Here is an 18,969-nt window from a genome sequence, read left to right as displayed (position 1 = left end):
GCTCAGCAAGGACCCCACGGCAGGTCCAACACCTCCAACTCGTCCCCCGGCCGGGCACCGCCCGGAGGTACGACGGCCAGCCCGTCGGCCGCCGCCACCCCACGGAGCATCGCCGGACCGCTGAAGCGCAGCGGCACCAGCGCCCCGTCGTGGTGCACGATCGGCACCAGCCGAGTGTCATGGGGATGGCCGGGCACCTCGTCCCGTACGGGTGCGGTGTACGGGGTGGGGTCCGGCAGGCCCGCGAGCCCACTGAGCACCGGCCCGGCGAGGGTGAGCAGCCCGGAGACCGCCGCCAGAGGGTTGCCCGGCAGCCCCACCAGATGGCGGGCGCCGCCCTTGAACGGCAGCTGCGCGAGGAGCATCGGGTGTCCCGGCCGTACGGCGACGGAGTCCACCAGCAGTTCGGCGCCGGCCCGCGCCAGCACCTGGTGAACGTGGTCGACCGGGCCGGCGGCGGTGCCGCCCGTGGTGAGCAGCAGATCGGCCTCGGTGCCGGTCAGGGCGTGGTGCAGCGCCTCGGCGTCGTCTCCGAGCCGGCGGGTGGCGATGACCTCGGCCCCGAGGAGCCGTAGCCACGGTGCGAGCATCGGCCCGAGGGCGTCCCGGATCAGCCCGTCGTGCGGCAGTCCTTCGCCGAGGAGTTCGTCACCGAGGACCAGCACCTCGACGCGGGGGCGGGAGACCACGGCCACTTCGTCGTAGCCGGCCGCCGCGGCGAGCCCCAGTACGGCGGGCGTCACCACGGTTCCGACGGGCAGCAGCCGGTCGCCGGAGCGGCACTCCTGGCCGCGCGGTCTGATGTCCTGCCCGGGGACGACCCGCCGGTCGGCGGAGAGCTGGCGCTGGTCGGGGTCCGTTCGGGCGTGCTCGCTACGGAGCACGGCGGTGGTCTCGGGCGGAATCCGGGCGCCGGTGGCGATCCGTACGGCCGCGCCGTCGGGGAGGGCGGGGGCGTCACCGAGCCCGGCGAGGACGGGGGTCTCCCGGTCGACGGTCCAGGGGCCGGGCCCGGCGACGGCCCAACCGTCCATGGCGGAGGTGTCGAAGGACGGCAGATCGCAGAGCGCCGTCAGCTCCTCGGCCAGCACGAGTCCGACGGCCTGCTCCAACGGCACCCGGCGCACGCCGTCGCTGCTGGTACCGGCCGTGGCCGTGCTCGGGAGCGAGGGCAAAGTCGAGGTCGGGCCGGTCGTGCGGCGGGCGCCCGCCTGCCGGCCGGTGCGCCCGGCGAGCCGTCGCGCCTGCGGCCAGGGCATCGCGGGGCGGCGGGACGGCCTCGCTTCCGCGGTCGGGCCCGGCCGTTCGCCCTGCCCGGGGCCTCGGGGTGCCGTCGGCGACTGGCGCGTCTGCCGACCGACCAGCGCGAGGGCGTCCTCGACGCCGTCGTCGATGCCGTCGGCCTCCGTGCACGGCCCCCGCCCGTGCTTCGTGCCCTCCCCGCCGGGCGCGCTCATCCCTCGTCGGCCCGGTCGCTGCCGCTGGCGGCCCGTTCGGCCTCCGCGGCTTCTTCGGCCTCCGCGGCCCATCGCAGGGCGAGTGCGGTGGCCTTGCGGGTGGCTTCCGCCACCGCTTCGGGACCGCCCCCGCGCACCGACGCCGCCGCGTACCCGACCAGGAAGGTGGTGAGCGGGGCGGCGGGGCGGGCGACGCCGTGTGCGGCGTCCCGCGCCAGGTCGAGCAGGGCCTTGGTGTCGACGTCGAGCTCGATGCCGAGGTCGTCCTTGACTGCGGTGATCCATTCGTCCAGCACGTTGCCATGCTCCCTGATCAGGGTCCTGGCGGCGGTGATGTCCGCCCAGGTGTCGCAGTCGAAGGACGCCAGCGGGTCGGCTTCGGTCCGGGCCAGGTCCAACTCGTGGGTGAGCAGCCGAAGCGGCAGCCCGGCCAGTGTGCCGTACTCGGTGGCGAGCAGGGCGAGCTCACGGCGCAGCGGCTCCGGCCGGTAGGCGGCGACGAGCGGTTGGTCCCGTCCGTCGGCGTCGACCAGCAGCACGCCCTCGCGCCCGCTCCGGTCGAGCGCGTCCACCAGGCGCCGCACGGTCGCCCCGCCGAGGAACGGCAGATCCGCGGAGAGCACCAGCACGACGTCCGGTTCGGACCCGGGCTCGGGCCCCGGCTCGGGCGCGAGCCGTCGCAACCCGACGTCGAGGGCGGCGAGCGGGCCGCCGCCCGGTGGGTCTTCCCGCGCCCAGAGCACGGGCCGCGCGGTGGGCCGGCGCCCGCCGACGACCACGGTCCGGACGGCGTCCCGGCAGGCTCCGAGCACCCGGTCGAGCAGGGGGCGCCCGCCCACGCTCAGCGCGGGCTTGTCCGCCCCGCCCAGCCGTCGCGCGCCCCCTCCGGCCAGGACGACGACGTCGTAGGGAACGGCGCCGTCGGGGGCGGCGCCGTGGGGGACGAAGGTCGGCTCGGAATCACCGGGGGGCGCGGTCATGCCTGCGGTCATGCCCTTGAGTATGGTCCGCGCCCCCGGAGAGCGGGCCCGCGCCCGCGGTCACAGCGTGCGCAGCAGCACCGCGGGGTGTTCGACGCAGTCGGCGACGTAGCGCAGGAAGCCGCCGGCGGTGCCGCCGTCGCAGACCCGGTGGTCGAACGTGAGGGAGAGCTGTACGACCTGACGGACGGCCAACTCGCCCTGGTGCACCCACGGCTTGGGGACGATCCGGCCGACCCCGAGCATGGCCGCCTCCGGGTGGTTGATGATCGGGGTGGAGCCGTCGACGCCGAACACCCCGTAGTTGTTCAGGGTGAACGTGCCGCCCGTGAGCTCGGCCGGTGTCAGCGCCGAGCGCCGCGCCGCTTCCGTGAGCCGGGCGAACTCCTCGCTCAGCGACTCGACGGACCGGGCGTGGGCGTCGCGTATGACGGGCACGACCAGCCCGCGCTCGGTCTGGGCCGCGAAGCCGAGGTGCACTGCGGGGAGCCGCACGATCTCCCGGGCGGCCGTGTCGACCGTGGAGTTCAGCTCCGGGTGGCGGGCGAGCGCGGCCGTGCAGATCCGGGCGAGCAGGGCGATCAGGGAGACCTTCGGGCCCCCCGCGGCGTTCATCGCGGCGCGCGCGGCCATCAGCTCCGTCGCGTCCGCGTCGACCCAGCAAGTGGCGTCGGGGATCTCCGTACGGCTGCGGGACAGCTTGTCGGCGACGGCTCCGCGCACCCCGCGCAGCGGCACGCGCTCGCCCACCGGCCGGGAGGCTGCGGCCGTCGGCGCGGGCGGGGCTTCGGTGGCCGCGGCCTGCACCGCCTGCTCCACGTCGGAGCGCAGGATCAGCCCGTCCGGCCCCGAGCCGGTCATCCGCTGGAGATCGAGGCCGTTCTCCCTGGCCAGCCGGCGCACCAGCGGGGAGATCACCGGCACAGGACCGCCCTGCACGGGACCCTCCGGCGCCGGACCGGGCTCCGCGGGAGCGGGAGCGGCGGACGTCGCCACGGGTTCGGGCCTGACCCTACGGCGCCGGGCTGCGGGCGCCCCCGTGCCGTAGCCGACGAGCACATTGCCCGACGACTCCCCGGACGACCCCTCTGACGACTCCCCGGGCGCGCCCCGGGACCGCCCTGCGCTCTCGACCGCCCCCACCGACTGGGCCGCCTCCGCCCCACCTGAACCGGGACCGGGCCCGGGACCGGGACCGGGACCGGGCCCGCGGCCAGAATCGGGACCATCGGGGTCCGCGGACGCGCCGGCAGCCGCGCCCACCGCGACCGTGAGCAGCGGCGCTCCCACGGGCAGCTCCGTGCCCTCCTCGCCGAAGCGCGCGGTCACCACGCCCCCGTACGGGCAGGGCACCTCCACCATCGCCTTCGCCGTCTCCACCTCTACCACGGGCTGGTCGACGGCGACGACGTCGCCCACGGAGACCAGCCAGCGCACGATCTCCGCCTCCGTCAGCCCCTCGCCGAGGTCGGGCAGCCTGAATTCCAACACCTGGGCCATGTCAGCTCTCCGCCTCCCACTGCAGCCGCGCCACCGCGTCCAGCACCCGGTCCACTCCGGGCAGATGGTGCCGCTCCAACATGGGCGGCGGATAGGGGATGTCGAAGCCGGCCACCCGCAGCACCGGCGCCTCCAGGTGGTGGAAGCAGCGCTCGGTCACCCGCGCCGCGATCTCCCCGCCCGGGCCGCCGAAGCCCGTGGACTCGTGGACGACGACCGCCCGCCCGGTGCGCCGCACGGACGCGCAGACCGTTTCGTCGTCGAACGGCACCAGGGTGCGCAGATCGACCACCTCCAGGTCCCAGCCCTCCTCGACCGCGGCCTCCGCCGCCTCCAGGCACACCGGGACCGAAGGTCCGTAGGTGATCAGACTGGCGCTGCGCCCCGGGCGGCGCACCACGGCCCGCCCCAGCGGCTCGACCGCCGCCGGCGCCTGCGGCGACCACGTGGACTTTGACCAGTACAGCCGCTTGGGCTCCAGGAAGACGACCGGGTCGTCCGACGCGATGGACGCCCTGAGCAGCCCGTACGCGTCCTCGACGGTGGCGGGGGTGACCACGTGCAGCCCGGGGGTGGCCATGTAGTACGCCTCGGAGGAGTCGCTGTGGTGCTCGACGCCGCCGATCCCGCCGCCGTACGGCACTCGGACCGTGATGGGCAGCGGCATCGCCCCGCGCGTGCGGTTGCGCATCCGGGCGACGTGGCTGACCAATTGCTCGAACGCCGGGTAGGCGAAGGCGTCGAACTGCATCTCGACCACGGGCCGCAGCCCGTACATCGCCATGCCCACGGCCGCGCCGAGGATGCCGGCCTCGGCGAGCGGGGTGTCCGTGCAGCGGTCGTCGCCGAACTCCGCGGCGAGCCCGTCGGTGACCCGGAAGACGCCGCCGAGCGCGCCGACGTCCTCGCCGAGCACGTGCACCGTGGGGTCCTCGGCCATCGCGTCCCGCATGGCGCGCTGGAGGGCCTGCGCCATGGTGGCCGGCTTCACCGCGGAAGCCCGCCCGGTCGGGGTGGTCGCCGTCGTCATCGCGCGCGCCCCCCATCCACCGCGCCCGCCCCGCCCGCCTGCTCGGCGCCGGCCTCCGCCGCCAACTCGGCGCGCAGCCGGGCCTCCTGCTCGCGCAGTTGGCCGGTGCGCTCTGCGAAGACGTCGGCGAACAGGTCCGCCGGGTCGAGCACCGGATCGGCGTTCATCACCTTCCGCAGCCGGGCCGCCATCGCCTCGGCGTCGTCGGCCACGGCCCGCCGGCGCTCGTCGTCCAGCAGGCCGCGGTCTGTGAGCTCCCGCTCCAGCAACAGGATCGGGTCGTGGGCCCGCCAGGGGTCGACCTCGTCGGCGGTGCGGTACCGCGTGGCGTCGTCCGCGTTCGTATGGGCTTCGACGCGGTAGGTCACCGCTTCGATCAGCGTCGGCCCTTCGCCGGCGCGGGCGCGCGCCACGGCCTGGGAGAGGACCTGGTGCACCGCGGGCGCGTCGTTGCCGTCGACGAGGCGTCCTGGCATGCCGTACCCCACGGCCTTGTGGGCGAGGGAGGGTGCGGCGGTCTGCTTGGCGAGCGGTACGGAGATGGCGAAGCCGTTGTTCTGCACGAGGAAGACGACCGGGGCGCGCCACACCGCGGCGAAGTTCAGCGCTTCGTGGAAGTCGCCCTCGCTGGTGCCGCCGTCGCCGACCATGGCGAGGGCCACCACGTCGTCGCCCTTGAGCCGGGCCGCGTGCGCCAGGCCCACCGCGTGCGGGAGCTGGGTGGCGAGGGGGGTGCACAAGGGGGCGATGCGGTGTTCGTACGGGTCGTAGCCGGTGTGCCAGTCGCCGCGCAGGAGCGTGAGCGCCTGCACCGGGTCCAGCCCGCGGGCCACGGCCGCGAGGGTGTCCCGATAGCTGGGGAAGAGCCAGTCCCGCTCCTTGAGCACCAGGGCGGCGGCGACCTCGCACGCCTCCTGGCCGGTGCTGGACGGATAGACGGCGAGCCGGCCCTGCTTGGTGAGGGCGGTCGCCTGGACGTTGTACCGCCGGCCGCGGACGAGCTGTGCGTACAGCATCAGTAGCAGCTCGGGGTCGGCGTCGGCCGCCGCGTCCGTGCCGAGCACCCGAAGCGGCTCGGGGTCGGGGAGCAGGGGCGCGGGGTCGGTGCGCGGCTTCCAGGCCGGCGGCGGGGTGGGCCGGTAGGCGAGGGAGTCGGGCAGCTCCTGCACGGTCATGCTGCTGCTCTTGCGCAACGCGAACACCTCCTCGTGGGAGCGACGAAGGAAGCGGCCGGCTGTGGTCCGCCTCACCTACCGATTGTTCGGTCGTCGGCGCATTTTGGCTACAGGCGGCCCGAGCCTGTGGACAAACGGTTCTCCACAACTTGCAATGTGCACAGGTCGTCCACACCGGGAAGGCGGGGGGCATGCCAGCTGAACAAATGGCCGACGGCGCGGGCAGGAGGGGGCTCGGCGACCAGGGGCCGCCCCGCCCGCTCGACCCCATTGACCAGGACATCCTGCGCACCCTGCGGGCGGACGGACGGGCGTCGATACGGTCGGTGGCCGAGCGGGTCCACGTCTCGCGCGCCAATGCGTACTCGCGGATCAACCGGCTCGTCGAGGACGGTGTGATCCGCGGATTCAGCGCGCGCGTCGACCACGAGCGCGCGGGGCAGGGCGCGTCCGCCTACATCACGCTCAAGATCGTCCAGAACTCCTGGCGGACCGTGCGCGAGCAGCTCAAGGCGCTGCCGGGCGCCGCCCACATCGCGCTGGTGAGCGGCGACTTCGACGTCCTGCTGCTGGTGCACGCACCGGACAACCGGAGCCTGCGCGAGCTGGTCCTCACCAGGCTCCAGTCCATCCCCGAGGTGCTGTCCACGCGCACCCTGCTGGTCTTCGAGGAGACCGACCTCGACGGCAGCGCCGACGCGGAGCACGACGCACCGCCGGCCGACCCCGACTGACGCGGAGGGCCCGGAGGGCCCCGTTCCGGGGCGCGTCCTCAGGCCGGTCCCGCGTCCTTGCGCAGCCCGTCGAAGGCGATCCGTACGACCGTCTCGGCCACCTGGTCGCCCTCGTACCCGCTGCCGGGGTGCGGTCGGTACCACTCCACCAGGGAGTTCACCATGCCGAACAGCAGCCTGGTGGCCAGCCGGGTGTCCACGTCCGCGCGCAGGTCGCCGTCGGCCGCAGCCGCCTTCAGCAGGTCCACGACCCGCTGGTCGAACTCCCTGCGGCGCTCCATCGCCCACCGCTCGGTCTTGGTGTTGCCCCGCACCCGCAGCAGCAGCGTCACGTAGGGCAGGTCGGACACCAGCACCTGGACGGTGCGCCGCACCACGTACTCGACGCGTTCGATCGCCCGGCCCCGCTGGGCCCCCGGCTCGTCGAGGATGCCGAAGAGCCCGTCCAGCGCCCGGCTGACGGCCCGCCTCAGCAGCTCTTCCTTGCCGGCCACATGGTGGTAGATCGATGACTTGGAGATCCCTGCGGCCTTCGACAGGTGCTCCATGGAGGTGCCGTCGTAACCGCGCTCGTTGAAGATCCGCACGGCGACGGAGAGCAGCGTCTCGGGCGTGTAGGTGTCCCGCTTGGGGGTGGTCATGCGTCGGCTCCCTCACCGTCGGCACCGTCGAAAGTCCGTCGGCCGAGCGCCGGGCTCGGCGCGTAGCGCCCCGTGGGGACGGCGCCGTGCAGCTTCTCCAACAGCCCGTGGGCCCACGCCCCGGGCAGCCGCCGGGCCCACTCGAAGGGCCCGACGGGGTGGTTGACCCCGAGCCTCATGGCGGTGTCCACGTCGTCCTCGGTGGCCACCCCCCGGGCGACCGCGTCGGCCGCGACGTCGATCAGCATGGCGACCGTACGGGCCACGATCATGCCCGGTGCGTCGTCGATGACGCTGACGTCCTTGCCGAGCGCCTGGAAGAGCCCGATCGCCTCCTGGAGGGTGCCCCCGCGGGCCGCCGCGGAGGGCGCCAGGGCGATCCGGGTGGCGGTCCGGTAGTCCAGCGCCAGGTCGAACCGGACGACGTCGCCGCGCCCGGCCCCGGCGAAGGACCCGTCGACGGACGCCAGCCGGCCGCCGCCGGGCAGCTCCAGACCGCCGCCCGCGCGCGGGTCGTCCGACTGCCGTACGGAGATCCCGGCGTCCGCGATCAACTCCAGGAGCTCGGCCGCGAGCCCGTCGGCGCCGTGCACGACGACGTACGAGGGCGGGTCCGCGGGCGGCGCGGTGTGCGGGCGCGGGCGCTCGGCGCCCGGGGCGTGGTCGTACCAGCCGCGGCCCGACTTGCGGCCCAGCAGACCCGCCTCCACGAGCCGCCGCTGCGCCAGGGAGGGCGTGAACTTCGGACTGTGGAAGAAGGACTCCCACACGGAACGGGTGACCGCCTCGTTCACGTCCTGCCCGATCAGGTCGGTCAGTTCGAACGGGCCCATGGGGAAGCCGCCGCACTCGCGCAGCACCGCGTCGATGGTCGCCGGATCGGCCGCCCGCTCCTCGTGGAGGGCGAACGCCTCCGCGTAGAAGGGCCGGGCCACCCGGTTGACGACGAATCCGGGGGTGTCCGCGCAGTGCACCGGCGTCTTGCCCCAGGCCGCGGCCGTCGCCCACGCGCGCGCCGCGGACTCCTCGTGCGTGGCGAAGCCGCTGACGACCTCGACCAGCGGGAGCAGGGGGGCGGGGTTGAAGAAGTGCAGTCCGACGAGGCGCCCGGGGCGCTTGAGGGGGCCCGCGACGGCGGTGACGGAGAGCGAGGAGGTGTTCGTCGCGAGCAGGCAGTCCTCCGCCACGACCTGCTCAAGCGCCGTGAGCAGCTCCTGCTTGACGGAGAGGCGCTCGACGACTGCCTCGACGACGAGCGCCGCGTCGGCGAGCCGGGAAAGGTCGTCCACCGGGCGGAGCCGGGCGCGGGCCCCATCGCGCTCGTCGGCGCTCATGCGGCCCTTCTCGACGAGCCGGTCCAGTCGGGCGACGACGGCGGCGACGGCTTCGGCGGCCCTGCCCTCAACGGCGTCGAAGACGCGTACGGGATGACCCGCGGCGAGGGCCACCTGGGCTATGCCCTGGCCCATGGTGCCGGCGCCGACCACGGCCACGGTCCGGCTCCGGTCGACGGGGGCCGGCTCGGCGGCGGCCCCGTGCTCGATGGCGGTCATGGAGGTGATCCTCCCCGATGAGTTTTCCACAGGTTCGACAGGCCCCCTTGTACCGACCGATCGTTCGGTTACTCTAAACCCTGTCCGCATGTTCCCGCCCGGCTCGACGAGGAGTTGGTCCGTCATGACGCTGACCGAGACCCGGCTGAGTGGCCACCGAGCGACGCTCGACCAAGCCCTCGAAGCCATCCGCACCCGCGCCTACTGGTCCCCGCACGCCGAGCACCCGAAGGCGTACGGCGAGAGCGCGCCGGCCGACGGCCTCGCCGCCTTCCAGGCGCTCCAGGGCACCCGCTTCGAGCTCGACCAGCCGGGCACCGACGGCTGGACGGGCGCCGAGGTCTCTCCGTACGGGCCGGAGCTGCGCATCGAGTACCCCCACGTGGATCCGGACGTGCTGCTGCCCGCGATGAGCGCGGCCGTGCCCGCGTGGCGGGCGGCCGGGCCCGAGCAGCGGGCCCTGGTCTGCCTGGAGGTGCTGGCCCGCATCAGCGCCCGCACCCATGAGTTCGCCCAGGCCGTGATGCACACCAGCGGGCAGGCGTTCATGATGGCGTTCCAGGCCGGCGGGCCGCACGCCCAGGACCGCGGCATGGAGGCCGTGGCGTACGCGTACCTGGAACAGACGCGCACCCCGGCCAGCGCCGACTGGTCCAAGCCCCAGGGCAAGCGCGACCCGCTGGAGCTGCGGAAGACGTTCACCAGCGCGGGCCGCGGCATCGCCCTGGTCATCGGCTGCAACACCTTCCCCACCTGGAATGGATACCCCGGCCTCTTCGCCTCCCTCGCCACCGGCAATCCGGTGCTGGTCAAGCCGCACCCGCGCGCGGTGCTGCCGCTGGCGCTGACCGTGCGGGTGGCCCGCGAAGTGCTCGCGGAGGCCGGCTTCGATCCGAATCTGGTGTGCCTGGCCGTCGAGCGCCCCGGCGAGGGCATCGCCAAGGCCCTGGCCGTCCGCCCAGAAATCAAGATCATCGACTACACCGGCTCGACCGCCTTCGGCGACTGGCTGGAGCAGAACGCCCGCCAGGCCCAGGTCTACACGGAGAAGGCCGGCGTCAACACCGTCGTCATCGACTCCACCGACGACTACAAGGGCATGCTGTCGAACCTGGCCTTCTCCCTCTCCCTCTACAGCGGCCAGATGTGCACCACCCCGCAGAACCTGCTGATCCCGCGCGACGGCATCGCCACGGACGCCGGCCACAAGTCGTACGACGAGGTGGTGGCCGACCTCGCGTCCGCGGTCGGCGGCCTCCTCGGCGACGACGCCCGGGCGAACGCCCTGCTGGGCGCCCTGGTCAATCCGGAGGTGAAGGGCCGGCTGGAGGGTGCCGCCGGGCTCGGCGAGGTGGCGCTGGCCTCCCGTGAGGTCACCCACCCGGACTTCCCCGACGCGGTGGTGCGCACCCCGGTGATCGTCAAGCTCGACGGCGCCAAGCCGGACGACGAGGCGGCATACCTCTCCGAGTGCTTCGGGCCGGTCTCCTTCGCGGTCGCGGTGGACTCCACGGCGGACGCGATCGAGCTGCTGCGGCGCACCGTGCGCGACAAGGGCGCCATGACCGTCGGCGCGTACACCACCTCCGAGGAGACGGAGCGGGCCGTCGAGGAGGTCTGCCTGGAGGAGTCGGCCCAGCTCTCGCTGAATCTGACGGGCGGGGTGTACGTGAACCAGACGGCGGCGTTCTCCGACTTCCACGGCTCCGGCGGCAACCCCTCGGCGAACGCGGCGCTGTGCGACGGCGCGTTCGTGTCCAACCGCTTCCGGGTGGTGGAGGTGCGTCGACAGGCGTAGGGCCGTGGGGCCCGTCAGGAGGGCGCGGGTATCTCGGCGTACCGCTGCACCCAGGCGTGCATGGCGATCGCCGCCGCGGCCCCGGCGTTGATCGAGCGGGTCGAGCCGAACTGGGCGATGGAGCACACCATCGACGCCTTCGCCCTGGCCTCCTCCGTCAGCCCGGGCCCCTCCTGACCGAAGAGCAGTACGCAGCGGCGCGGCAGGGCGGTCCGCTCCAGCGGCACCGCCCCGGGCAGGTTGTCGATCCCGATGATCGGCAGGTCCGCCGCCGCCGCCCAGGCGGTCAGGGACTCGGTGTCCGGGTGGTGCCGTACGTGCTGGTAGCGGTCGGTGACCATGGCGCCGCGCCGGTTCCAGCGACGGCGGCCCACGATGTGGACCTGCCGGGCGAGGAAGGCGTTGGCGGTGCGCACCACCGAGCCGATGTTGAAGTCGTGGCCCCAGTTCTCCACGGCCACGTGGAAGTCGTGCCGCCGGGTGTCCAGGTCGGCGACGATCGCCTCCCGCGTCCAGTAGCGGTACGCGTCGACCACGTTGCGGCGGTCGCCGCCGGCCAGCAGCTCGCGGTCGTACTGCTCGCCCTCGGGCCAGGGCAACGGGTGCGGCCCGACGCCGACCTCGGGGCCGTACCCGTCGTCGTACTGCACCGGCTCGTCCGCGGACGGCGCCGGGGACGGTGCCAATGGCGGCGCGCTGGCGGGGCTGGTGCCTGGGAAGGTGCTCACCCCACGAGCGTACGGGGCTGCTCGGAGCCGTCCCGCCGCTGCTCGGGGACGGCCCCCGGCCCCGCGCCCGGCGCCGCCGCGGTCGCGCCGGGCGCGGACGGGGAGGGCAGGAAGGGGAGCAGGGCACGCACCCGGTCCCGGCCGCGGCCCGCCCGTACGGCCAGCCAGAGCAGGAAGGCGGTGGGCAGGAACACCGCGTCCGCGGCGATCATCGCCAGCGAGAAGAACGGCAGCCCCAGGATCACGGCGATGGCGGCGTGCTCCAGCATCATCACCGCGAGCAGGACGTTCTTCACCCGCCGGTTAAAGAGGGTGAAGGGGAACGCGACCTGCACGATCACCGTGCCGTACGTCAGCGCCATCACCATCACGCCGTGCGAGGCCAGCAGGTCCGACAGGGCGGGGAAGGGCGTGAAGTAGTCCAGCTTCAGCGGGTAGTACAGCGCCGTTCCGTCCTGCCAGCGCGAGCCCTGCACCTTGTACCAACCTGCGGTCGCGTAGATCAGACAGACCTCGGCCATGATCACGACGAGACCGGCGTTGTGGGCGAGGTTGGCGACGGTGTCCAGGAAGACGCGGCCCTGGCTGCGCGGCCCGTAGTGGTTCACCACCCACCACAGGGCCAACAGCAGCCACATCGCCCACAGGGCGACCAGGACGGGGGTGCCGGTGCGGTTGAGGAGGGTGGCGAAGAGCAGGGCGGTGCCGGTGACGACCCAGAGCACCGGGCCCACCCGGTCGGGCGCGCCCGGCTCGGCGCGCGCCTCCCGCCGCGCGTCCAGCGACCAGACGCGACCGCACCGCGTCACCAGCAGGTAGATCGCCATGATGTGGATGACGTTGTCGCCGCCGTCGCCCACGAAGATCGAGCGGTTCTGGAGCGAGAGCACGCCGACCATGAACACCGCGGACATGGTCCGGGTGCGCCATCCCAGACAGAGCAGCAGGGCGGAGAGCATCGCGCCGAAGTAGACGATCTCGAACCAGACCGTGCTGCTCGACCACATGAGCGCGGTGAAGGCGTCGTTGCCGTCGGTGAACTCGCGGCCGATCGACCAGCTCCACGGTCCGTCCGGACCGTACATCTCGTGTCGGTTGGGCAGTTCCCAGAGCAGGAAGAGCAACCAGGTCGCGGAGAAGCCGATCCGGATGACGGCGCTCTGGTAGGGACCGAGGGGCGCGGCGGTGACCCGCTGGAGCAGTTCGGCGGCCCTGCCGGGGCCGGCCGGGGGCCGGGCGCCGTGGTCCCCGTTGGACGTCGTCGCGCTCATCGAGCCCCCTCCTCGCCGTGCGTGCCCCGGGTGCGGTCGCCGCCGGCCGCGTCGGCGCGGGCGTCCGGCGGCAGGTCGGCGGGGGTGACGTTCCACCACGGCAGGACGCGGTGGACGGGTGCCGTGTCGACCTTCTCGTCGGTCCAGGGCGGCGGCTTCACGAAGGCCGCCGAGGACCGGATCTGTATGCGCTCCACCTCGCCCCCGAGGTCGCGGTCCGCGAGGCGCAGCATCACGAGCCGCCGCAGGTAGTTCTCGGCGAGGGGGCCGCGGGCCTCGGTGGAGCGGTTCTGGCTGTCGTGCGTGTTCTGGTAGAAGTCCCAGCTGCGGCGCAGCATGTTCTGCTGCGTGTGGCTGGGGAGCAGGTTGCCGCGGATCGCTTCGGCGTCCTCGGCGGCCAGGTCGATCCACTCGGTCGTCCGCAGCGCGCCGTCCGCCGTCTTGACCTCGGCCTTCACCTGGACGCCGATGTTCTGCTGGAGCGGGTTGGGGGCGAAGAGCTTCCAGTTCTGCTCGAACTCGGGGTAGATCCAGGCGTCGATCTGCTTGCCGTACTCCTTCGTCACGGTGTTGGAGGGCGCGACGTGCAGAAACGTCATGGCGAGGTGGATGCAGGCGGCGAGCGCGAGCAGGCCGAGGACGACTGCGGCGGCGATCTGGTACGGGAGCGTGAGCGCGGCTATGCCGGCGGGGGGCGGGGGCGGGGGGCCGGTCGGGGCGTCGGGCGCCGGGTCGGTCGGCTCGGGCGCCTCGGGGGTGTCAGGAGCCTGAAGACCGTCGGGAGCCTCGGGGTTCTCGGGAGCCTCGCGGTTCTCAGGGGCTTCGAGGTCCTCAGGGACTTTGGACGCCTCGGGAGTCCCACCAGCCGCTGGAGCCCCGCCGGCTCCGGTAGCCCCTCCTGCGGTCGGGGCCGGTGGGCCGGTCACTCCAGTGGACGCATCGTCCGCGTCCTCGCTCTCGCCCTCGCCCCGGTCCTCGTAGGAGTTCATCCCGCCCCGATCCAGTCCGGCCAGCCTCGGTTATCCACAGGGTTGACACCTTAAGGGCCGGCGACTCACCATTGAAGTCAATGAACCGAACGATCGGTCGGTAGGGGGTCCGGATGACGACAGTGACGCCAGATGCGACGGAGAGGTACGAGGCGGTCTTCGACGCGGCCGTGGCCGCGGACGAGCGCATCGAGCCGCGCGACTGGATGCCGGACGCCTACCGTGCGACCTTGATCCGTCAGATGGCGCAGCACGCCCATTCGGAGATCATCGGCATGCAGCCCGAGGCGAATTGGATCAGCCGCGCACCCTCGCTGCGGCGCAAGGCGATCCTGATGGCCAAGGTCCAGGACGAAGCCGGGCACGGCCTCTATCTGTACAGCGCTGCGGAGACCTTGGGCGTCGGCCGCGACGAGCTCCTCGACAAGCTCCACTCCGGCCGCCAGCGGTATTCCTCGATCTTCAACTATCCGACGCTGACCTGGGCGGACGTCGGCGCCATCGGCTGGCTCGTGGACGGCGCCGCGATTACGAACCAGGTGCCGCTCTGCCGCTGTTCCTACGGCCCGTACGCCCGCGCGATGGTCCGCATCTGCAAGGAGGAGTCCTTCCACCAGCGCCAGGGGTACGAGCTGCTGCTGACCCTGTCCCGGGGCACCCCCGCGCAGCACGAGATGGCGCAGGACGCGGTGGACCGCTGGTGGTGGCCGTCGCTGATGATGTTCGGCCCGCCCGACGACGAGTCGGCCCACTCGGCGCAGTCCATGACCTGGAAGATCAAGCGTCACTCCAATGACGAGTTGCGCCAGCGCTTCGTGGACATCTGCGTCCCGCAGGCCGAGGCCCTCGGCCTCACCCTCCCCGACCCCGACCTGCGGTGGAACGAAGACCGTGGCCACCATGACTTCGGCGCGATCGACTGGTCGGAGTTCCAGGCCGTCCTCAAGGGCAACGGCCCGTGTAACGAGCAGCGGATATCCCAGCGCCGCCGGGCGCACGAGGAGGGCGCCTGGGTGCGGGAGGCCGCCGCGGCGCACGCCGCCAAGCAGGCGCGCACGCACACCGACGAGCCGCGGGAGGCCACGGCATGAGCAGTTCCGACGGCACGGCAGCCGCTGCGGGCGGGGCGAAGGACTGGCCGCTGTGGGAGGTCTTCGTCCGTTCGCGGCGGGGCCTGTCCCACACCCACGCCGGCAGCCTGCACGCCCCCGACGCCCAGATGGCCCTGCGCAACGCCCGGGACCTGTACACCCGGCGCAATGAGGGCGTGTCCATCTGGGTCGTGCCCTCGACCGCCGTCACCGCCTCGTCGCCGGACGAGAAGGACCCCTTCTTCGAGCCCGCCGCCGACAAGCCCTATCGCCATCCGACGTTCTACGAGATCCCGGAGGGGGTGAAGCACCTGTGACGACGACCGCCGCCGCGCTCGCACTCGGCGACGACGCGCTGGTGCTCTCGCACCGGCTGGGGGAGTGGGCGGGCCACGCCCCCGTGTTGGAGGAGGAGGTCGCCCTCGCCAACATCGCCCTGGACCTGCTGGGCCAGGCCCGGGTGCTGCTCTCCCTGGTGGGCGACGAGGACGAGTTGGCGTATCTGCGCGAGGAGCGCGCCTTCCGCAACGTCCAGTTGGTCGAGCAGCCGAACGGCGACTTCGCCCACACCGTCGTCCGCCAGCTGTACTTCTCCACCTACCAGCACCTGCTGTACGGGCAGTTGGCCCGCTCGGAGGGCGAGTTCACCGCTCTCGCCGCCAAGGCCGTCAAGGAGGTCGAGTACCACCGTGACCACGCCGAGCAGTGGACGCTCCGGCTGGGCGACGGCACGGCGGAGAGCAGACGGCGGATGCAGACGGCGTGCGACGCCCTGTGGCGGTACACCGGCGAGTTGTTCCAGCCCGTCGAGGGGCTGGCGGACGTCGATCCGCACGCCCTGGAGGCGGACTGGCTGGAGTCCGTGACCTCGGTGCTGAAGCGGGCGACGCTGACCGTGCCCGTCGGTCCGCGCGTCGACGGCTGGACGGCGGGCAGGGGCCGCCAGGGCGTCCACACCGAGCCCTTCGGCCGGATGCTCGCCGAAATGCAGCACCTGCACCGCAGCCACCCGGGGGCGTCATGGTGACCGACACCCGGCTGGAGGCCGAGTTGCGGCGGATCGCGGGAGCCGTGCCCGATCCGGAGCTTCCGGTGCTGACGCTGGCGGAGTTGGGCGTGCTGCGCGGGGTCGAGATCCTCGGCCCGGGCCGGGTCGAGGTGGCCCTCACCCCGACGTACACCGGCTGCCCGGCCGTGGAGGCGATGTCCGCGGACATCGAGCGGGCCCTGCTCGACCACGGCGTGGCGGAGGTCTCGGTCGTCACGGTCCTCTCCCCCGCCTGGTCGACGGACGACATCACGGCCGAGGGCCGCCGCAAGCTGGCCGAGTCCGGCATAGCCCCGCCCCGCGCCCGCGGCGTGGGCGGCCCCTCGGGCACGGCGGCGGGCGGCTCGCGGGCGGCGGGGCCGGTTCCGCTCGCCCTCTCGGTGCGCTGTCCGCACTGCGGCTCCACCGATACGGAGTTGCTGAGCAGGTTCTCTTCCACGGCCTGCAAGGCGCTGCGCCGCTGCGTCAGTTGCCGCGAGCCGTTCGACCACTTCAAGGAGTTGTAGATGTTCCATCCGCTCCGGGTCAGCGCGGTCGACCGGCTCACGGACGACTCGGTCGCGGTCGCCTTTGAGGTGCCGGCCGAGCTGAGCGACGCCTTCCGGTACACCCCCGGCCAGCATCTGGCCCTGCGCCGGGTGGTGGGCGGCGAGGAGATCCGTCGGACGTACTCGATCTGCGCCCCGGCCGCCCCCGCCGGGGCGCGGCCCGAACTGCGCGTGGGCATCCGGTTCGTCGAGGGCGGCGAGTTCTCCACGTACGCGCTCAAGGAGCTCGCCGTCGGGGACGTGGTCGAGGTCATGCCCCCGATGGGCCGCTTCCGGCTCGATCCGCGCCCCGGGTACTTCGCCGCGGTGGTCGGCGGCAGCGGGATCACCCCGGTGCTGTCGATGGCCTCGACGGTGCTCGCCCGTGAGCCGGCGGCCCGGTTCTGTCTGATCCGCAGCGACCGGACCGTGGCGTCCACGATGTTCCTCGACGAGGTCGCGGAGGTGAAGGACCGGTATCCGGACCGGTTCCAGCTGGTGACGGCGTTGTCGCGGGAGGAGCAGGCGTCGGGGCTGCCGTCCGGGCGGCTGGACCGCGCGCGGCTGACCGGGCTGCTGCCGTCGCTGCTGCCGGTGGCGGAGGTGGACGGCTGGTTCCTGTGCGGGCCGCTCGGGCTGGTGGTGGCCGCGGACCGGGCGCTGCGCGGGCTCGGCGTGGACCGGAGCCGTATCCACCAGGAGATCTTCCACGTGGACGACGGCTCGACGCCCGGGCGGCCACCGGCGGGCGCCGCCGCGCCCGCGCACGCCTCCCTCACGGCGACGTTGGACGGCCGCTCCGGCACCTGGCCCGTGCGGGAGGGGGAGTCCCTGTTGGAGACCGTCCTACGGGGCCGGTCGGACGCGCCCTACGCGTGCAAGGGCGGGGTGTGCGGCACGTGTCGGGCCTTCCTGGTCTCGGGCGAGGTCCACATGGACCGGAACTTCGCGTTGGAACCCGAGGAGACCGAAGCGGGTTACGTGCTGGCGTGCCAGTCCCATCCGACGACCCCGGAGGTGGAGTTGGACTTCGACCGCTGAGCGCCCGCCGGCCCCGGCCCAGTTCTCTTCGGTCGCCGCCTCTCGGGCGCGCGCGTTCGTCCGCCCCGCCTGACTGTCCCGTCCGACTGTCCCGTCCGACTGTCCCGTCTGGCTGTGTTCTTTTCCGGGCGTCTGCCCTATCTTGACGGACCGTCAGATAATGGCGCCGGGCAGGAAGGACGGGCTGTGGACTTCACTTTCACCGAGGAACAGCAGGCGGTCGTCGAGGCGGCCAGGGCGGTCTTCGCCGACGTCGCGCCCGATGGCGTACCGAGCCCCGCACTCACCCCCGGTGCGGTGGCCGACGCCTTCGACCGGCCCCTGTGGGCCAAGCTCGCCGCGAGCGATCTGCTGGGTCTTGTGGTCTCCCCCGCGTACGGCGGTGCGGGGCTCGACCCCGTCGCGCTCTGCCTGGCGCTGCGGGAGTCAGCCGCGGTGCTCGCCCGCGTGCCGCTGCTGGAGACGAGCGCGGTCGCCATGGCCGTGGAGCGCTACGGCAGCGCCGAGTTGGCCGGGGACCTGCTGCCCCGCGTCGTGCGCGGCGAGTTGGTGCTCACCGTCGGGGCCCACGGCCGCACCGGTCACGACCCGGCCGAACTCGCCGTGCTCGCCCGCCCGTACGCCGACGCTCCCGACGGCGCGCACTGGTCGTTGGAGGGCGTGCAGACTGCGGTGCCCTGGGCCCACTCGGCCGATCTGATCGCCGTGCCCGCGCACACCGGCGAGGGCCGCACCGTGCTGGCCCTGGTGGCTCCCGGCCAGGACGGCGTCACCCTGGCCGAACAGTTCTCCACCAACGGCGAGCGGTACGCCGAGGTGACCCTCGACGCGGTGCGCGTGGCGGCGCCGCGGCTCGTCGACGACGGGGGCGCCTGGGAGTGGCTGCGCCAGCTCCTGACCACGGGGACCTGCGCCCTCGCGCTGGGCCTCGGCACCCGCGTCCTCGCGATGACCGCCGAGTACACCGGGAAGCGGGAGCAGTTCGGCTTCCCCGTCGCAACCTTCCAGGCCGTCGCCGTACAAGCCGCGGACCGCTACATCGACCTCCGGGCGATGGAAGCCACGCTGTGGCAGGCCGCCTGGCGGCTCGACCCCGCCCGCGGCGACCACGGCGATCACGGCGTCGACGGCAGCGGGCCGTTGCCGTTGGCCGCGGACGTCGCCGTGGCGAAGATCTGGGCCTCGGAGGGCGCGCGTCGGGTCGTGCAGACCGCTCAGCACCTCCACGGCGGGTTCGGCGCCGACACCGACTACCCGCTGCACCGGTACCACGCCTGGGCCAAACAGCTCGAACTGTCCCTCGGGCCCGCGGCCGAGCACGAGGAGGCACTGGGCGACCTCCTGGCAGCGCACCCGCTCGCCTGACTGCGGCGGCGGACCGAGGCCGATCCGGCGCCCGTCAGAGT

At 73.4% G+C, this 18,969-nt stretch carries 18 protein-coding genes; 8 read left to right on the top strand and 10 right to left on the bottom strand.

What is annotated here, in order from left to right; genetic code table 11:
- Window positions 1-2: 2 nt before the first annotated feature.
- The 5 genes from ABZ842_RS25935 to pdhA are packed head-to-tail and all read right to left on the bottom strand — an operon-like array spanning window position 3 to window position 6,142.
- Window positions 3-1,457 carry a molybdopterin molybdotransferase MoeA gene (locus tag ABZ842_RS25935; RefSeq protein WP_361541233.1) on the bottom strand — a complete coding sequence of 485 codons (1,455 nt, stop codon included), beginning with the start codon at window positions 1,455-1,457 and terminating at the stop codon, window positions 3-5.
- On the bottom strand, window positions 1,454-2,449 hold the full coding sequence (locus ABZ842_RS25930; RefSeq protein WP_361541230.1) for an NTP transferase domain-containing protein: 996 nt from the start codon (window positions 2,447-2,449) through the stop codon (window positions 1,454-1,456). The genes ABZ842_RS25935 and ABZ842_RS25930 overlap by 4 nt, the downstream gene beginning before the upstream one ends.
- Window positions 2,450-2,497: 48 nt before the next feature.
- On the bottom strand, window positions 2,498-3,937 hold the full coding sequence (locus ABZ842_RS25925; protein WP_361541227.1) for a dihydrolipoamide acetyltransferase family protein: 1,440 nt from the start codon (window positions 3,935-3,937) through the stop codon (window positions 2,498-2,500).
- 1 nt (window position 3,938) lies between these two features.
- On the bottom strand, window positions 3,939-4,967 hold the full coding sequence (locus ABZ842_RS25920; protein WP_361541224.1) for an alpha-ketoacid dehydrogenase subunit beta: 1,029 nt from the start codon (window positions 4,965-4,967) through the stop codon (window positions 3,939-3,941).
- Complete coding sequence (pdhA, locus tag ABZ842_RS25915; protein ID WP_361541520.1) at window positions 4,964-6,142, bottom strand: pyruvate dehydrogenase (acetyl-transferring) E1 component subunit alpha; 1,179 nt, start codon at window positions 6,140-6,142, stop codon at window positions 4,964-4,966. Before pdhA ends, ABZ842_RS25920 begins: the two co-directional genes overlap by 4 nt.
- A gap of 191 nt (window positions 6,143-6,333) precedes the next feature.
- Between pdhA and ABZ842_RS25910 the strand changes: the two genes are divergently transcribed.
- The gene (locus ABZ842_RS25910) at window positions 6,334-6,876 is read left to right on the top strand and encodes an Lrp/AsnC family transcriptional regulator (protein ID WP_361541221.1); all 543 of its coding nucleotides are present in this window, start codon (window positions 6,334-6,336) and stop codon (window positions 6,874-6,876) included.
- Between the two features lie 38 nt (window positions 6,877-6,914).
- On the opposite strand, the gene ABZ842_RS25905 is transcribed toward ABZ842_RS25910, so the two are convergent.
- Together ABZ842_RS25905 and ABZ842_RS25900 are read right to left on the bottom strand one after the other, a co-directional pair.
- On the bottom strand, window positions 6,915-7,517 hold the full coding sequence (locus tag ABZ842_RS25905) for a TetR/AcrR family transcriptional regulator (protein WP_361541218.1): 603 nt from the start codon (window positions 7,515-7,517) through the stop codon (window positions 6,915-6,917).
- Complete coding sequence (locus ABZ842_RS25900) at window positions 7,514-9,070, bottom strand: 3-hydroxyacyl-CoA dehydrogenase (protein WP_361541215.1); 1,557 nt, start codon at window positions 9,068-9,070, stop codon at window positions 7,514-7,516. The genes ABZ842_RS25905 and ABZ842_RS25900 overlap by 4 nt, the downstream gene beginning before the upstream one ends.
- 124 nt (window positions 9,071-9,194) lie before the next feature.
- Here ABZ842_RS25900 and paaN point away from each other — a divergent pair, with 124 nt between their 5' ends.
- Window positions 9,195-10,868, top strand: coding sequence for a phenylacetic acid degradation protein PaaN (gene paaN, locus ABZ842_RS25895; protein ID WP_361541212.1), 1,674 nt, complete (start codon window positions 9,195-9,197; stop codon window positions 10,866-10,868).
- A gap of 14 nt (window positions 10,869-10,882) precedes the next feature.
- Here the strand turns inward: paaN and ABZ842_RS25890 are convergent, their stop codons facing one another.
- The 3 genes from ABZ842_RS25890 to ABZ842_RS25880 are packed head-to-tail and all read right to left on the bottom strand — an operon-like array spanning window position 10,883 to window position 13,856.
- Entirely contained in the window at window positions 10,883-11,554 is a 672-nt protein-coding gene (locus ABZ842_RS25890; RefSeq protein ID WP_361541517.1) for a TrmH family RNA methyltransferase, read from the bottom strand.
- A gap of 38 nt (window positions 11,555-11,592) precedes the next feature.
- Window positions 11,593-12,867, bottom strand: a complete 1,275-nt coding sequence (locus tag ABZ842_RS25885; protein WP_361541209.1) for an HTTM domain-containing protein — start codon at window positions 12,865-12,867, stop codon at window positions 11,593-11,595.
- Window positions 12,864-13,856, bottom strand: coding sequence for a DUF5819 family protein (locus ABZ842_RS25880; RefSeq protein WP_361541206.1), 993 nt, complete (start codon window positions 13,854-13,856; stop codon window positions 12,864-12,866). Before ABZ842_RS25880 ends, ABZ842_RS25885 begins: the two co-directional genes overlap by 4 nt.
- A 113-nt stretch (window positions 13,857-13,969) precedes the next feature.
- Between ABZ842_RS25880 and paaA the strand changes: the two genes are divergently transcribed.
- From paaA to ABZ842_RS25850, 6 genes are all read left to right on the top strand, one after another.
- On the top strand, window positions 13,970-14,947 hold the full coding sequence (gene paaA / locus ABZ842_RS25875) for a 1,2-phenylacetyl-CoA epoxidase subunit PaaA (protein WP_361541203.1): 978 nt from the start codon (window positions 13,970-13,972) through the stop codon (window positions 14,945-14,947).
- Window positions 14,944-15,264 (top strand): 1,2-phenylacetyl-CoA epoxidase subunit PaaB, encoded by a 321-nt coding sequence (paaB, locus tag ABZ842_RS25870; protein WP_361541200.1) that lies wholly within the window; start codon window positions 14,944-14,946, stop codon window positions 15,262-15,264. Before paaA ends, paaB begins: the two co-directional genes overlap by 4 nt.
- Window positions 15,261-15,974: a 1,2-phenylacetyl-CoA epoxidase subunit PaaC gene (gene paaC / locus ABZ842_RS25865; protein WP_361541197.1), complete on the top strand. Its 714-nt coding sequence runs from the start codon at window positions 15,261-15,263 to the stop codon at window positions 15,972-15,974. The genes paaB and paaC overlap by 4 nt, the downstream gene beginning before the upstream one ends.
- Window positions 15,968-16,501, top strand: coding sequence for a 1,2-phenylacetyl-CoA epoxidase subunit PaaD (gene paaD / locus ABZ842_RS25860; protein ID WP_361541194.1), 534 nt, complete (start codon window positions 15,968-15,970; stop codon window positions 16,499-16,501). The genes paaC and paaD overlap by 7 nt, the downstream gene beginning before the upstream one ends.
- The gene (locus ABZ842_RS25855) at window positions 16,502-17,563 is read left to right on the top strand and encodes a 2Fe-2S iron-sulfur cluster-binding protein (protein ID WP_361541191.1); all 1,062 of its coding nucleotides are present in this window, start codon (window positions 16,502-16,504) and stop codon (window positions 17,561-17,563) included.
- A 186-nt stretch (window positions 17,564-17,749) separates the two neighbouring features.
- Window positions 17,750-18,928 (top strand): acyl-CoA dehydrogenase family protein, encoded by a 1,179-nt coding sequence (locus ABZ842_RS25850; protein ID WP_361541188.1) that lies wholly within the window; start codon window positions 17,750-17,752, stop codon window positions 18,926-18,928.
- Window positions 18,929-18,969 lie beyond the last annotated feature (41 nt).

Origin of the sequence: Streptomyces sp. NPDC047315 (assembly GCF_040643215.1) — a bacterium.
Lineage (GTDB): Bacteria > Actinomycetota > Actinomycetes > Streptomycetales > Streptomycetaceae > Streptomyces.
The sequence above is the reverse complement of the archived record's forward strand: the minus strand, read 5'-3'. Positions and strand labels throughout refer to the sequence as shown.